Genomic DNA, 15,795 nt, shown 5'->3' with positions numbered 1-15,795 from the left:
CGCAGAATCATTGTAACCAGATTGGTTCAGGCTTTTTCAGTTATCCCAAACTGTGGGACAGCAGTGGCCCAAGGCCCGCTTTTTTATGCCCGTCATTCACAATAACCTCACCACCACTTTCGCCGAAAAAATGACCACCTGGCCATTAGATTTGCAACCACCGCAGCTTCTGGTTACAACACCACTTCCCTAAATTCATTCACTGACGCTGAGATAACACCATGAAGCTCAAGTTGACTCTGCTGGCGGCCGCCATAAGCGCGCTTGCCATATCAGGTTGTGACCAGAAACCAACAACAGAACAGGCGGATTCCACCCCGACCGCAACCACCGAAGCAGCGCCGACAACGGACCAACCCAGCGTCACCGGGTCAGCAGGCAACCCGGAAGTCATCGCGAAAACCAACGCGCTGTTTGAAGAGCAGTTCCAAACGCACGTGAATCGCAGCCCTGAATTCAAAACGTTCTTGGGTATTAAAGAGGATTACGGCAAATGGGACGATATCTCTCCCCGCTTTGAAAAAGAAACCCATGAAATCAATAAGCGGCAATTGGAAACACTGAAAAAAATTGATCCAGACCAGCTCGACGACGCCACCCGACTGTCTCTGGAGCTGGCCATCCGCAACCTGGAGCAGGACATCGAGGGCTGGAAGTGGCGCCTGCACACCTACCCGGTCAACCAGATGTATGCCGCGCACACCAGCGTCGCTTCGCTGCTGATCAACCAGCATCGGGTGGACGATGTATCCGATGCAGAAGCGTACATCTCCCGTCTGAACGGCTTGCCCGCCTATTTCGACCAACTGATTGAAAACCTGAAGGAGCGGGCTGATAAGGGCGTAATCGTTCCCAAGTTTGTATTCCCCTACATTATCAGCGACGGAAAAAACCTGATTACCGGCGCCCCCTACGACGACGGTAAAGACAGCACCCTATACGCCGACTTTAAAGGCAAAGTAGACAAGCTGGAAATCAGTGAGGAGGAAAAGTCCGCGCTGATCGAGCAGGCAAAGTCCGCCATGCTGGAAAGCGTCAAGCCGGCCTATGAAAACCTGATCAGCTATCTGGGTGAGCTGGAGAAAAAAGCCACCACCGACGACGGCGCCTGGAAGCTGCCAGACGGCGACGCCTTCTATCAGCATCGCCTGAACGTATACACCACCACCGATATGAGTGCCGAGGAAATCCACCAGAAGGGTCTCGAGGAAGTGGAGCGCATTCACAACGAAATGCGCGAAATCATGCAAAAAGTGAAGTTTGACGGCAACCTGCAGGAATTCTTCGAATTCATGCGTACCGACGAACAGTTCTACTACCCGGAAACGGAAGAAGGCAAGCAGCGCTACCTGAAGGAAGCCACAGCACTGATCGATACCATGAAGGGGCGCCTGGACGAGCTGTTTATTACAAAGCCCAAAGCCGACCTGGTGGTAAAAGCGGTAGAGCCTTTCCGCGAGAAATCCGCGGGCAAAGCCTTCTATCAGCGCCCGGCACCGGATGGCTCACGCCCGGGCATCTATTACGCCAATCTGTACAAAATGAGCAGCATGCCGGTGTACCAGATGGAGGCATTGGCCTACCACGAAGGGATTCCCGGCCACCATATGCAGCTATCGATCATGCAGGAGCTGGAAAATGTTCCCAGTTTCCGCAAATTCGGGGGCTACACCGCCTACACCGAAGGCTGGGGGCTTTATTCCGAGCTGGTACCGAAAGAAATCGGTTTCTACCAGGACCCCTACTCCGACTTCGGTCGCCTCGCCATGGAGCTGTGGCGCGCCTGCCGTTTGGTTGTTGACACCGGCCTGCACAGCAAGAAATGGACCCGCGAAGAAACCATCGAGTGGCTGGCTGAAAACAGCCCCAACCCCCACGGCGACGTGGTAAAGGCTATCGAACGCTATATCGTGATGCCCGGGCAGGCCACCGCCTACAAGATTGGCATGATGAAGATTGTCGAGCTGCGTGAAAACGCCAAACAGTCCCTGGGAGACGCATTCGATATTCGGGAATTCCACGATGTGGTGCTGGCAAATGGTGCCGTGCCGCTGGATGTGCTGGAAGAGCTGGTGAACAATTGGGTTGAAGAGAAAAAAGGAAACTGACACCCAGCCCCAGACAATCAGTCTTACAATTCGAGAAAAGCCGGGACTCCAGCGCCCGGCTTTTCTTTTTTCCGCCTTTTCTTTCAGCGGATGCAATTTACAATAGTGCCGCGTCCGCAGGCAGGGCAAGCTGGCGACAACAACAAAAACGGTATCAAACTGGAACATTAAAATGGATTTTCGGCTACTCAAACTCCCCCTGTGGTTACTCGCTGGCGGCGGCCTGGTACTGACCGGCTGTACGCTCGCTCATAAGCTGTTCGAGCCCAACATCACCCGGGAGGAAATTACCGAGATCCGCTACCTGGACCAGGGCTGGACAGACGAGGACCGTCAGCTTTTTTACAATACCCCTCAGGGCACTGAACTTCAGGGGCTTCACTATGCCTGGTTACAGGCACTGGAGCTTCCTTTCTCCAGGGAAAAACTGGCCAGCGCAGATAATATGCGCGGCTGGGGTTTCATCATCGATCCGGTTCACAGCCCAAAATCCAATGCCGGAGCAATCTACCCGGTGGGCATGGGCAGCCACCAGAATCCCGAAGACGGCTCACGGCGATTGGACCTGGGCTGCGCCTTGTGCCACACCGGCGAACTGCACTACCGGGGCACCGCGCTGCGCATCGACGGCGGTCAGGCAATTCACGGTATGTCCACCAGCGGCTTTGGTGAGTTTATCCACTCCCTCGGTGCCACCACAGCGGAGATGCAGGTCAACCTGCTTAAATGGAACCGCTTTGCCGATGAGATCGCCGGTGACGACCAACAAGCGCGCGCGCAGTTGAGGCGAGACTTTTCCGCCTTTCGCAAACGTTTTTTTGAATTCGCCAAAGGGCCGGGGCGGAGTAGCAATTTTCCGGTTGCAGAAGGTCGCGGTCGCACCGATGCGGTAGGCCGAATTGGCAACGTGGTCTTCGGCTACAACCTGGGAATCGAAGACAACTATCAAGAAGCCAATGCCCCGGTCAGTTACCCCTTCCTGTGGGATATCTGGCGCTTCGACTGGGTGCAGTACACCGGCTTCACCAACCAGGCCATGGCCCGCAATGTAGGCGAGGCCCTGGGAGTTATGGCACCGGTCAAACTGATCGATGAAAACGGTGCGCTTCTGCCGGAGGGAGAGTTTGGTACGTCCACTATTGATGTGGAGGGTATGCAGTGTATTGAAACCACCCTGCGTAAACTGCGCCCCCCCAAGTGGCCGGAAGAGGTGCTGGGAGAAATCAATATCACCCGCGCCCGACAAGGCAAAAACCTGTTCGCCGATCAATGCGCCCATTGCCACGGACCCCATATCTCCGAGCCCTATCAATGGCCGCTGGCCGCAGGCCCCACCGACAACCCGGCCCGCCAGCGCGATGTCAACTGGCAGTGGGACATGTCCGGCCAGGTTGGCTATGACGCTGACAACCGCCCGGTACGCCAAGACTGGCGGGAATCCATCTGGGCCATTCCGTGGATCGACATCAGCGTGATCGGTACCGACCCAACCGCAGCAACCAATTTTGTAGAACATACCTTTGACCCGGGTCCGCTGGTTGCACGCGACCCGACAGCACCAGAGAATTCTGCCCAACGCCGCGTCAATGCGGGCGACGGTTTGCAACTACTGATCAATAAACTGGTTCCGGTTCTGTATAAAAACCGTGAGATTTCCAGCGACGGCAACGCAATCGCCGACTACGACGGATTGAATGTGCCCTTCCGCATCGTCAACAAGGCGGCCTATAAAGCACGCCCGCTACACGGGGTCTGGGCCACGCCGCCCTTCCTGCACAATGGATCCGTTCCCACCATCTACGACCTGCTGTCCCCCAGGGAAGCGCGTCCGGTGCGGTTTGGTATTGGCCACCGGGAATACAACCCGCAAAAGCTGGGTTATGTAACCGATTTGCGCCCGGGGAACTTTGCATTCGACACCCGCGAAACCGGCAACAGCAACAGCGGCCACCTGTTTACGGATGCCGACGAGCCCGGGCGTATCGGCCGACGCTTTAAAGAAAACGAACGCCTGGCACTCATTGAATACCTGAAGGTTATGGGCAACCCGGACTATGCCGAGCGCCTTGGCGGAGATCCGCAAAACTGGGCGCAATACCCGGAGCCGCCGGCCAGTGCCATTGGCGAACAGGCCTGTGCTCCGTACCGCCACAGCGGCGCCCCACAATTGGCAAGCCAACATGGGAACCGGGAGACGAGACGGTGATCTCACGCTTTCTACTGGCGGCGGGGGTCGCCCTCGGCCCGCTTACATTGACCGCCCATGAGCAACCACAGGCACTCACCCCGTCCCCCACCGGTCTGGAATCTCTCGACGTGGATACACTGGGAATGGACATCCCCGACGATGAGCTGGAGGCCATTGTCTCGGCCATTCAGTCCGCGCGGGCCATCTCCACCGCCGCTCACAAGCTGAACAGCCCAAGGTATGGCAATCACTACCGCCGCGACGCCCATGCCAAAACCACCGGTTGTGTGCGGGCGGAATTTGAAATCAATGGCGACATTCCAAGCCGCTTCCAACATTCGATTTTTTCCGAACCGGGGCGCAGCTATCGGGCCTGGATCCGCTTTTCCAATGGCGATATGCAGGTGCAGCCCGACGGTCACGGAGACGCCCGCGGCATGGCAATCAAGGTGATGGATACCGGCGGGGCCCCGATCGCACCGGAGCTGCCTCAAGGTGAATCCGCGAACCAGGATTTCATCATGACCAACACCCCGGCATTTTTTAATCGCAACATATTCGATTACGCGGAGAATATGCAGCACCTCGCCAAAATGGACCGGAGCGCCTGGTTTTTCAGCCTGTGGCCTCCCCGTCTGCACCCGAAAGAAATGTGGCGGGCCTACCAGACAGTATCTTCCACCATTGATACCCCACTAGCCGAGCAGTACTTTTCCATGTTGCCCTACCGCCTCGGAAAATCAGCCATCAAATTCTCCACGCGCCCCTGCGCCGGCAGTGACTTCACTGATGCTCGCGCCAACACACAGCGCGGCGACAACTACCTCACCGAGCAGATGGCCCAAGTCCTCGACAGTAAAAGTGCCTGCTTCGACTTTTTGCTACAACCGCGAGCTAGCGGTGCCGCGGAATCGGAAATGCCACTGGATGACGGCACGGCAATCTGGAAAGAATCAATGTCGCCATTCATCCCCGTCGCCCGTGTGTATATTCCACCACAGGATTTTGCCAGTGAGGGGCAGGACGCATTTTGTGAAAACATATCCATGAACCCCTGGCGAGGGGTGGGAGAATGGGAACCTCTCGGCAGCCTGAACCGGGCAAGGCGACTGGTGTACCACGCGGTATCGGACTTTCGACACCGGAAAAACGACACCCACTATCAAGAGCCGGAAAACTGGTGTATCCCGAAGCCCGGAGCACCATGCCCGGGCTCACAGGGGCTCAACATCCGCAAACCGCGCTGGCCGCTACCGCGATGTTTCGACCAGCACTTCCGTCCAAAAAATGGGAGTGAAGTCAGCAGCCAGTGCGGCGGCTACGGTATGGATACCCGATCACTGGATGACACCACAGGCGATGCGCGCGCCACCGCCACCTAGCGGCTTTGGCTGATCAGAGTAATTGTCACCGCCCGCGTGTACCATCAATGCGCGCCCCTTAAGGTCGGACTTTTTCAACCGCGGGGCCAGCACCGGTGTCATCGCCTTGCCATCGCTATCGACATACAGCGCTGGCAGGTCACCCAGATGGCCATCTCCCCAGGGCATGCCGTGCTTGCCGGTGTTCTGCGGATCGTAATGACTACCCGCTGCCAGTCCCGGTACCATCTCACCCTCTTTCTCGGCGGGTTCACAACTCCCGTTCTCATGTAAATGAAAGCCGTGTAATCCCTTTGGCAGCCCATCCAGCTTGGGCGTAAACACCAGACCGTAGGCGGTTTCCGTGACGGTGACGGTACCGAGCATGGTGCCGACACCGGCTTTATCCAGTTTCAGCACAGTCACCACCGTATCCGCCGCTGCGGGCAATGCCAGACCACAGCACATCACAGAAAGGGCGATCTTTTTGAAGATTCGGGACAAGAGGCACCTCCTTCAGACCACCAATAGATTTGGTGGCGCCAGAATTTACACTATCTGTATCAGTGTAGAAGGAAATGCCAGGCTGTCAGTCGCTCAGATATTGAGAACCTGCTTGACGAAAGGAATGGTAATTTTGCGCTGAGCCTGTAGAGATGCGCGGTCCAGCTGCTCCAACAGGGTGAACAGCGCACGGGTATTGCGCGGCGCCCGATGCAGAATATACAGCGCGACATCTTCCGGCAGGTCAAACCCACGTAGCTTGCTGCGGCGCACCAGAGCCGCCACCTTGTCGCTGTCACTCAACGGGTGCAACTGGAAAGTCAGTCCCCACTGCAGCCGGGACTTCAGATCCGCCAGCGCCAGCGGCAAACCGCGCGGGGACAGGCGGGCCCCCAGCAGCAACTGTTTACCACTGTCCCGCAGCCGGTTGTAGAGGTGGAACAGGGCGGTCTGCCAGTCGGCGCGCCCCTCAATCTGCTGTAGGTCGTCGATGCACACCAGATCCAGGCACTCCAACCCTTCCACAATGGCTTCCGGGTCGTTGTCGATCAGGTCCCCCAGGGGAAGGTACTGAAAACTGCGGCCACTCGCCTCCGCAACCTGACAGGCAGACTGCAACAGATGAGTCACCCCACTGCCCGGTTCACCCCACAGATAAACCACCTGCTCGGGACTCTGCCCGCAGGCGAAGGCATTCAGCATGCCCACAACCTGCCGGTTGCCGTCATCGGGAGACTGGAAAAAGTTGGCGAACGTCGCATCGTCCCTGAGGGAAACACCCAGGGGTAATTGCTGCGGGACGCCACCGGATTGGCTACTTCCAGACACGATTTACTGCCAGCTGTAGCGCAGAGGGTTCTGGGCACTACCAAGCGGCGCGCGATAGCCGGTCAGATCGACCAGCCCGTCGTCGCGGGCCAATTGCAGGTTGCGGTTCAGGGACAGCACATTTTGCAGCGTCTGCAACTCGGTGCTGGAGGTCAGCGCCAGCATCAGGCGATCGCCGTTTACCGCCAGTACCTCGGCGGTGCTGACCTGAGCCAGCCCCTGCAGATATTTGGTTGCCTGGGAGTACTGAGCGAAACTGCGGATACCGGAAATCTCCACCATAACTGCGCTGGCTACTCCGGTATCGGAGCTGTGCACTGCGTAGCGCTCTGCCAGCAGGTTGGCGGCCTCATTGACACCGCGCAACGCCACCTCTTCCATCGTGGTACCACTGGCATCGAAGGCGTAGCTGCGACCACCGTGAATCAGTAGCCAGTTTGCCTGCCAGCGCTGACCGGAGGTCTGCAACAGACGTCCCATCAGGGTTGCATCCGGGCGGTAGCGAACACCGGCGCGCTCCGCCGCACTCTCATCCTGCGCCCACAGGCTGCCCAGGGGCATATTGCGCTGATCATTCAGATCCATGACCGGAAAGTCGAGCGGCAGGCCGCGCTCCATGGCGAGACCATCCAGCAATCCGAACAACTCCGGGTAGTCTTCCTGGCGAAGACTATCGCGGCCGGACTGCAGGGTATCCACCGCCATCCACACTAGCGTACCCGGGCGATTATTGGGCCACAGGGGCAGCTGCAGCTTGTGAACAAGATCGTTCACCGCTTGCGGGTCGAAGGCCAGTTGCAGGTACAACTGATTGTTATCACTGTCGTAGCGATAGCTCTGCACAAATTTCTGGGCTTGCGCCAGAACCGGTGCAACCTTGGGGTTGTTGGCGATGTCCTGGTCACCGGTAACCCGAACAAATACGCGCTCCAGACCACGTGCGGTGGCGTCGGCGCGGTCAGTGGCGCCGCGGCTGGCAACGGCTTCACTCACATCGTACAGGTCCGGCATGACCCGCGCGCTGGCGGGTGGGACCACTAGCGTTGCCGACATCGCTGCCAGTAACAGCACAAACCAGAGCAGTGCACGGGGGGTTATGGTCAATGGCATTGGCTCTCAGTCCCCTTTTACCTCTTTATATGTATCAGACGTCCGCAGAGACCAGCTTCGGCCTGATATCGGCCGGTTCCAGTGGGTTACACGGTGCCTTCCTGCGCCGGAGACGGGCCCCCGGCAGTCAATTACCGGCTATTGTATCAGTGTCGGCTGTTTCTCCCAGCCTTCAGTTCGCACATTCAGGTAATTTTCTACTAGAATACGCGCCCTTCCAATTAGGCCCTTATCAGGTTGAACCATGAGCGACTCCAAGCCGAACTCCTCCAGCCCCTCCCTCAGCTACAAAGACGCCGGTGTCGACATCGACGCGGGCAACGCCCTGGTTGAGCGTATCAAGCATGTGGCCAAGCGCACCACGCGCCCGGAAGTCATGGGCGGCCTGGGTGGGTTCGGCGCACTCTGCCAAATCCCCAGCGGCTATAAAGAACCGGTTCTGGTCAGCGGCACCGACGGCGTGGGCACCAAGCTGCGCCTGGCCATGGACCTGGGCATCCACGACACCATCGGAATCGACCTGGTGGCCATGTGCGTAAATGACCTGGTGGTTGCCGGCGCCGAGCCTCTGTTCTTCCTCGATTACTACGCCACCGGCAAACTGAACGTGGATATCGCCGCAGACGTGGTCACCGGTATCGGCAAAGGTTGCGAATTGGCCGGCGCAGCACTGGTGGGCGGCGAGACTGCGGAAATGCCCGGCATGTACGAAGGCGAAGACTACGACCTCGCGGGTTTCTGTGTGGGTGTGGTTGAAAAATCCGAGATCATCGACGGTAGCAATGTCCAGACCGGCGACAAACTGATCGGCCTCGGCGCTTCCGGCCCCCACTCCAATGGTTACTCGTTAATCCGCAAGGTACTGGAGATCAGCGGAGCCGACCTGAACAAAGACCTGGAAGGCAAAACCCTGGCCGAGTCCCTGATGGCGCCCACTCGCATCTACGTGAAGAGCCTGCTGGCGCTGATGAAGGACGTACAGGTCAACGCACTGAGCCACATTACCGGTGGCGGCCTGCTGGAGAACCTGCCGCGGGTGCTGCCAGACAACGCCCGCGCGGTGATCGACACCAAGAGCTGGGATCTGCCACCGGTATTCCGCTGGCTGCAGGAGGCGGGCAACATTGAAGGCCGTGAGATGTACCGCACCTTCAACTGCGGAGTGGGTATGGTGATCTGTGTGCCAGCGGCAGATGCCGACAAAGCCGTTACCAAGCTCAAAGAACTGGGCGAGGACGCCTTCATCGTCGGCACTATCGAAGCCGCGAACGGTGGCGAAGCCGTCGAGCTGGCGGGCCTGTAATTCCCGATGCCCAGCAGCACCATGTCGCCTACCGACAACTCAACCCCATCGCAGAAATGCCGCGTCGTTGTTCTCATCTCCGGCAGCGGCAGCAACCTGCAGACCTTTCTGGATGCCGCGGCCGGCGGTGACGGCGACTATTCCGTGGAAGCGGTAATCAGCAACAAAGCCGACGCCTACGGACTCACCCGAGCACAGAATGCGGGCGTACCTACCGAAGTCCTGAGTCATCGGGATTTCAGCGACCGCGACAGCTTTGATCAGGCAATGGTGAAGCTGATTGATGGCTACGGGCCGGACCTGGTGATCCTCGCCGGTTTCATGCGCATCCTGACACCCCACTTTGTCCGCCACTTCAGCGGGCGCCTGTTGAACATTCATCCATCTTTGTTGCCCAAGTACCAGGGTCTGCACACCCACCAGCGCGCGCTGGATGCGGGCGACAAGGAACATGGCGCCACCGTGCACTTTGTCACCGAAGAACTCGATGGCGGCCCGCCTATTCTGCAGGCGGCGGTGCCCATTGAAACCGGCGATACCCCCGAATCCCTTGCACAGCGAGTGCTGGTGCAGGAACATAAAATTTATCCGCTGGTGGCAAGCTGGTTTGCCCAAGGACGTCTGCGCATGGTGGGCGACCGTGCCGAACTGGATGGAGAGCTGTTGCCACGCAGCGGAAAACGGTTGTAGAGCCGGACTACACTTCCGGCCTGACACTGACCCACAATGTATGGAAGTCGAAAACAAGGCCGGAGGTTGTCTTTTGAATCGTTTCACTGCTGCTGCCGCTTCAATATCTTTTCTCTTTGCTGCCTTCCTCAGCAGCCTCCCGAGTAGTGCCGAAACCGAGCAAACGCCCGCTGTTACTGACGATCCAGCAGTTCTCGTTCCTTTCACGGCGATTTACGAGGCAGAGTTCAGCGGGTTTGGCGTCAAAGCCGAGCGCAAGTTGACCGGCAGCCCGCAGAGTTGGCGTCTGGATTTTTCCGCGCACTCGATGTTTGCAAAGATCGAGGAATATTCCCGCTTCGCGCAACAGGGCACCAGGCTTACCCCCCAACACTATGACTACCAGAAATCCGGTTTGGGCCGCGATCGTCACACCGCTCTCAGCTTTGAGGACGGTGGCAAGCGCATTCTGAATATCTACGATAAATCCCGTAGCATTGACAACGCGCCAGCAAATATCCAAGACAAGATCAGCTACCAGCTGCAGCTGGCAATTGATATCGCCAATGGCAAAACGCCGCTGCAATACCAGGTTGCCGATGGCAAAAAAATTCGTGACTATGAATTTGAGGTGGCGGGAGAAGAGACCATCAACACACCCATGGGCAAAGTCAGAACTATTAAAGTTCAGCGAGTGCGCGGCAAAGATGCAGATCGCGTCACCAATATCTGGTTTGCACCGGAGTGGAATTACGCACTGGTAAAACTGATGCAGCGTGAAGAAAATGGCAAAAGCTACCAGATCACCCTGACAAAATTATCCATCGATGGAAAAGAAATCAGCGCACAAAAATAATTAGAAATTTTTTTCACATCTATACAAAAAATTTACGACAAACCGTAGATTTTTCCGCTACAGGCTACTATAAAGTCGTCGCATTCTCCCCGTGCGTAAAATTCGCACTGCTAGAATCAAGCTACTGGGAATTTGTTTGCTTGAAGCAAAAACTTTCTGGAAAAGCTTCTTCGCCAGTATTGGGCCAAATTCCCGCTGGCATAATTTTCAGCAAAAGAGTGGGACCTCATGACTATCAAAACTTTGCGCAGAGCCGCATTAGCGGCAGCAATCTGTTCCGCATCCAGCGGCGCCATGGCTGCTGGCTTTGCACTTCAGGAATCCAGTGTCAGCGGCCTTGGCCGTGCCTATGCCGCCGAGAACACCGTCGGCGACAACGCCGCCATTCTCGCCCGCAACCCCGCAGGTTCAGCACTGTTTGACCGCATCACCATTACCGGTGGCTTCAATTATGTCGACCCGGAAATCGACGCCGCCGGTTACACCCAGTTTTTCGCCCAGACTCCCAATGGTGAGATTCCGCTGACCGAACCGCTGTACCAGGAAGCCAACGACTACGCCACCGACGCCATAGTGCCGTTTGGCTATGTCGCAGTGCCAATTGATGACTGCTGGTCGTTCGGTTTTGCGATGAATGCGGACTACGGCCTGGAAACCGATTTCGATTCCAACTGGCTGGTAACCCACATCTCCGACAAAACGGAACTGCTGACTGTCAACCTCGCGCCATCCGTAGCCTACAACTACCGCGACGTATTCAGCGTTGGGGTTTCCGTAAACTTCCTGTACGCGGACGCTACCCTGAACACCAAGGTACCCAACGACTTCCCGGTTGCCCCGTCACTGTCCAACGCCAAAATCCTTAACGCCAGCGGTGACGACTGGGATACCAGTTGGGCAATTGGTGCACTGTGGAACATTACCGACCGCACCCGTATCGGTATTTCCTACCAGGCAGAGTTTGATCCCAAGCTCGACGCCGACGTAGATTCTGACCTGCTGCCATCCGTGGTTACCGGCTTACCGTTCGACAACGAACCTGCCGACCTGACCCTGGACCTTCCGGATGTGGCCGAGATCGGCCTCTATCACCGCTTCAATAACGAGTGGGGCCTGGCGGTAGGCGCCACCTGGACCGATTGGGACGACTTCGAGCGCCTGGAAGCATTCTTCCCCGATCAGACCGTTGGCGGCGAGCCCTACCTGCCCTACAACCCGTTGCACATCAAGGAAGAGAACTTCAAGAGTGGCTGGCGCTACAGCGTGGGCCTGGAGTACTACCCTTGCGAAGAAGTGACCTGGCGCATGGGCTACGCCTATGACGAAGGTGCCGCCCGCGACGGTCTATACACCGAAGAAAGCGAACTGGTGGGCCGCGACATCACCTGGCGCACCCTGTCCATCCCGGACAACGATCGCCAGTGGGTGACCTTCGGCGGTACTTACAAATTCAACAATCAGTTGAGCATCGACGGTGGTCTCGCCTATATCTGGGGTGACGACTCCACCATTCAGGAATTCTCCAGCCTGCCGGTATCGGCACTGGGTGGCGCACTCAATACCTACTTTGACGGTGGCACCACCAACCTGGAAGCCTGGATCGCTGGTGTAGGCCTGAACTACAGTTTCTGATCCGACGAACGGGTAAACCTGCAATTCAAGCAAGGCCGGGTGGCAACACCCGGCCTTTTTTATTGCCCCACCTTAACGCTCACGCACCAAAACATTCCCGCACCGCGCACCGAGCGTGCACCACAAAGGGCAATTGTGACAGAGCGACAGTGTGTCTTGACGCACGTTGTCACGCCGCCGCTCCCACCTCAAACCATTGCGTACAGCGATGAACAGGGTTCCACCTAAAATTGCCCACCGGTATTTCCGGGTGACTGAAAGGCGATAAAACCTTGTTGAATTACAGTCACTTAGGGGCATCTGGACCTCCCACAGTACCCTCCTGAGCCAGTTTTCCCCCACGCCCCTTATCAAGCGCCTCAGAACCGGTGCTAAAAAAGTTGGCACGGACCCTGCAGTACCGTTTTCAACAGTGATCCATCGCAGCAATACATTTTCGTACCAGACCGGATCACAACAAAAAACACCCAATTCACATCCGTTGATTGATTGAGCCGGCAACGGCGTCAAAAAAATAGTCTGGCAGCGCGCAAGCGTATGCCCTTGAGCAGAGGCGCTCACCAACCCCGTCACAGGCGACGGGAGTTTGGTGAGCGTTTTTTTTTGCAGGTGTGATTTTTGATTACCGCATCGGCGGCGCACTGCGGACTCACGGAAAACTGAATACTTCGCAAACAGGAACCTGGAGCACACGAATCATGATCAGGAACAAACCCTTCAAGACACTCGCCGCTTCGCTAGTGCTGGCTATGGGCTTTAGTAGCGCGCCCGCCACCGCAAAAGAACTTGGTTACCCGGAAAAGGAGGAACTGACGTTCGGTTTTATCAAGCTCACGGACATGGCGCCCATCGCCATCGCCTACGAAAAAGGCTTTTTTGAAGATGAAGGCCTGTACGTCACCATCGAAGCTCAGGCCAACTGGAAAGTTTTGCTCGACGGTGTAATCGATGGCCGCCTGGACGGCGCTCACATGCTGGCGGGCCAACCTATTGCCGCCACCATGGGCTTTGGCACCAAGGCGGATATCATCACCCCATTTTCCATGGACCTGAATGGCAATGGCATCACCGTTTCAAACGCCATCTGGGAAGAGATGAAACCGAATATCCCGAAAATGGAAGACGGCCGCCCGGTTCACCCGATCAAGGCAGACGCTCTGAAACCCGTGGTGGAAAAATACAAGGCCGAAGGCAAACCATTCAATATGGGAATGGTATTCCCCGTGTCTACCCATAACTATGAGCTGCGCTACTGGCTGGCCGCCGGTGGTATCCACCCCGGTTTCTATGCCCCCCACAAGGGCGATACATCCGGACAGATCGATGCCGACGCACTGCTCTCGGTAACCCCGCCCCCACAAATGCCCGCAACACTGGAAGCCGGCACCATCTACGGCTACTGCGTGGGTGAACCCTGGAACCAGCAGGCGGTATTCAAGGATATCGGTGTTCCGGTTGTGACGGACTATGAAATCTGGAAAGACAACCCGGAAAAAGTCTTCGGTATCACGAAAGAGTTCGCCGAGAAATACCCCAATACCACCGTACGTGTTACCCGCGCCCTGATCCGTGCCGCCATGTGGCTGGATGAGAACAACAACGCCAACCGCTCGGAAGCGGTGAAAATCCTCTCCCAGTCCAACTATGTGGGCGCCGACTATGAAGTGATTGCCAACAGCATGACCGGCACCTTTGAATACGAAAAAGGCGACAAACGCGAAGTGCCCGACTTCAACGTCTTCTTCCGCTACAACGCCACCTACCCCTACTACTCCGACGCTATCTGGTATCTCACACAAATGCGGCGCTGGGGCCAGATTTCTGAAGACAAGCCAGACGCGTGGTACAAGGAACTGGCAGCCAAGGTGTACCGCCCGGACATTTACGCCGCTGCCGCCAAGTCTCTGATTGAAGAAAAACTGGCTAGTGCCGAGCAGTTCCCGGATTTCGACACCGAAGATGGCTTCCGCAATCCGCAGACCCATTTTATCGACGGTATCGTCTACAACGGCCAGAAGCCCAATGAATATATCGAAAAATTCGCCATAGGCCTTAAGTCCGGACAAAAACTGTAAATCGGCTTTCTCACGCAATACCCAGACAAGGCGCTGCCCAGAGCTACCGGTCAGCGCCCGCAAAAAAATGCTCACTCATAACACTCAACGCCGTGTGCAGAGGTAACTGGAATGACGACCACCACCGCGAATGCCACAAAATTGATAGGCTTCAAGCTGCCGCAACTGAGCGAAGTCTTCAATCGAACCCTCGTCAGCGGAGCCATTCGGTTGATCGCCCTGCCCCTAGCGGGCATGTTCACTTTCCTGCTACTGTGGTCCATCACCGCACAGAACATCGATACGTCCCTGGGCAAATTCCCGGGACCCGCTGCAGTGATGGAGCAGTTCAACTCCCTGTACGATGAACACCAGCGATCACGGGAAAAAGAGCAGGCATTTTACCAGCGGCAGGAAAAGCGCAACGCCGAGCGTGTAGCGAAAGATCCAAGTTACGAGCCCAAGATCCGCGCCTATACCGGCAAGGAAACCTTTCTCGACCAGATTGTGACCAGCCTGATAACCGTGATGAGTGGTTTCCTACTAGCGGTGGCTATCGCCATCCCCCTGGGTATCGCCATCGGCCTGAGCAAACCCCTGAACAACGCGATCAACCCGATCATTCAGGTATTCAAACCGGTATCCCCACTGGCCTGGCTGCCACTGGTCACCATGGTAGTCTCCGCGCTCTACGCAACACCCGATCCGGTGGTCGCCAAATCTTTCCTGGTTTCCCTGATTACCGTCACCCTGTGTTGCCTGTGGCCCATGGTTATCAATACCGCTGTGGGTGTAGCCGGCATCGATCGGGACTTGGTGAATGTCAGCAAGGTACTGCGTCTGCCCGCCCTGCGCCATGTACAGAAAATTGTACTGCCCGCCTCGGTCCCCATGATCTTTACCGGTATGCGTCTCTCCCTGGGTGTGGCCTGGATGGTGCTGATTGCCGCGGAAATGCTGGCGCAAAATCCCGGCCTCGGAAAATTTGTATGGGATGAATTCCAGAATGGCAGCTCCGACTCCCTTGCGCGAATCATGGCCGCTGTACTGGTGATCGGTGTGATCGGCTTCCTGCTGGACCGCGGCATGCTCACTCTGCAGAAACTGGTCTCTTGGGATAAATCAGCAAACCAGTAACCCCATCTGCACCGGAACGAAACAGCACCGGGTAACTCATTTTAC

The 15,795-nt window shown here is 56.8% G+C and carries 12 protein-coding genes; 9 read left to right on the top strand and 3 right to left on the bottom strand.

Features of this window, described 5'->3' with window-relative positions; genetic code table 11:
* Positions 1-221: 221 nt before the first annotated feature.
* From AAFH99_RS08025 to AAFH99_RS08015, 3 genes are all read left to right on the top strand, one after another.
* Complete coding sequence (locus AAFH99_RS08025) at positions 222-2,108, top strand: DUF885 domain-containing protein (protein ID WP_406829124.1); 1,887 nt, start codon at positions 222-224, stop codon at positions 2,106-2,108.
* Positions 2,109-2,280: 172 nt separating this feature from the next.
* Positions 2,281-4,314, top strand: coding sequence for a di-heme-cytochrome C peroxidase (locus AAFH99_RS08020; RefSeq protein WP_406829123.1), 2,034 nt, complete (start codon positions 2,281-2,283; stop codon positions 4,312-4,314).
* On the top strand, positions 4,311-5,678 hold the full coding sequence (locus AAFH99_RS08015) for a catalase family protein (protein ID WP_406829122.1): 1,368 nt from the start codon (positions 4,311-4,313) through the stop codon (positions 5,676-5,678). The genes AAFH99_RS08020 and AAFH99_RS08015 overlap by 4 nt, the downstream gene beginning before the upstream one ends.
* On the opposite strand, the gene sodC is transcribed toward AAFH99_RS08015, so the two are convergent.
* The 3 genes from sodC to AAFH99_RS08000 form a co-directional block, all read right to left on the bottom strand.
* Positions 5,634-6,161, bottom strand: a complete 528-nt coding sequence (sodC, locus tag AAFH99_RS08010; protein ID WP_304412651.1) for a superoxide dismutase [Cu-Zn] SodC — start codon at positions 6,159-6,161, stop codon at positions 5,634-5,636. The genes AAFH99_RS08015 and sodC overlap by 45 nt on opposite strands.
* A 93-nt stretch (positions 6,162-6,254) precedes the next feature.
* Positions 6,255-6,989: a DnaA regulatory inactivator Hda gene (hda, locus tag AAFH99_RS08005; protein WP_043317174.1), complete on the bottom strand. Its 735-nt coding sequence runs from the start codon at positions 6,987-6,989 to the stop codon at positions 6,255-6,257.
* A gap of 3 nt (positions 6,990-6,992) precedes the next feature.
* Complete coding sequence (locus AAFH99_RS08000; RefSeq protein ID WP_231491601.1) at positions 6,993-8,099, bottom strand: DUF2066 domain-containing protein; 1,107 nt, start codon at positions 8,097-8,099, stop codon at positions 6,993-6,995.
* Positions 8,100-8,343: 244 nt separating this feature from the next.
* Here AAFH99_RS08000 and purM point away from each other — a divergent pair, with 244 nt between their 5' ends.
* The 6 genes from purM (at position 8,344) to AAFH99_RS07970 (ending at position 15,750) form a co-directional block, all read left to right on the top strand.
* On the top strand, positions 8,344-9,402 hold the full coding sequence (gene purM / locus AAFH99_RS07995; protein ID WP_406829121.1) for a phosphoribosylformylglycinamidine cyclo-ligase: 1,059 nt from the start codon (positions 8,344-8,346) through the stop codon (positions 9,400-9,402).
* A gap of 6 nt (positions 9,403-9,408) precedes the next feature.
* The gene (gene purN, locus AAFH99_RS07990; protein WP_406829120.1) at positions 9,409-10,092 is read left to right on the top strand and encodes a phosphoribosylglycinamide formyltransferase; all 684 of its coding nucleotides are present in this window, start codon (positions 9,409-9,411) and stop codon (positions 10,090-10,092) included.
* A gap of 73 nt (positions 10,093-10,165) precedes the next feature.
* Positions 10,166-10,927, top strand: a complete 762-nt coding sequence (locus AAFH99_RS07985) for a DUF3108 domain-containing protein (RefSeq protein WP_231491603.1) — start codon at positions 10,166-10,168, stop codon at positions 10,925-10,927.
* Positions 10,928-11,155: 228 nt separating this feature from the next.
* Positions 11,156-12,559 carry an OmpP1/FadL family transporter gene (locus AAFH99_RS07980; RefSeq protein ID WP_406829119.1) on the top strand — a complete coding sequence of 468 codons (1,404 nt, stop codon included), beginning with the start codon at positions 11,156-11,158 and terminating at the stop codon, positions 12,557-12,559.
* A 698-nt stretch (positions 12,560-13,257) separates the two neighbouring features.
* On the top strand, positions 13,258-14,634 hold the full coding sequence (locus AAFH99_RS07975) for a CmpA/NrtA family ABC transporter substrate-binding protein (RefSeq protein WP_406829118.1): 1,377 nt from the start codon (positions 13,258-13,260) through the stop codon (positions 14,632-14,634).
* A gap of 111 nt (positions 14,635-14,745) precedes the next feature.
* Positions 14,746-15,750 carry an ABC transporter permease gene (locus tag AAFH99_RS07970; RefSeq protein WP_043317181.1) on the top strand — a complete coding sequence of 335 codons (1,005 nt, stop codon included), beginning with the start codon at positions 14,746-14,748 and terminating at the stop codon, positions 15,748-15,750.
* The last annotated feature ends 45 nt before the right edge of the window (positions 15,751-15,795 follow it).

It is taken from the genome of Microbulbifer sp. ARAS458-1 (assembly GCF_045348205.1).
Taxonomy (GTDB): Bacteria; Pseudomonadota; Gammaproteobacteria; order Pseudomonadales; family Cellvibrionaceae; genus Microbulbifer.
Note: the sequence above shows the minus strand (reverse complement) of the source record. Positions and strands in the feature narration are given on the sequence as shown.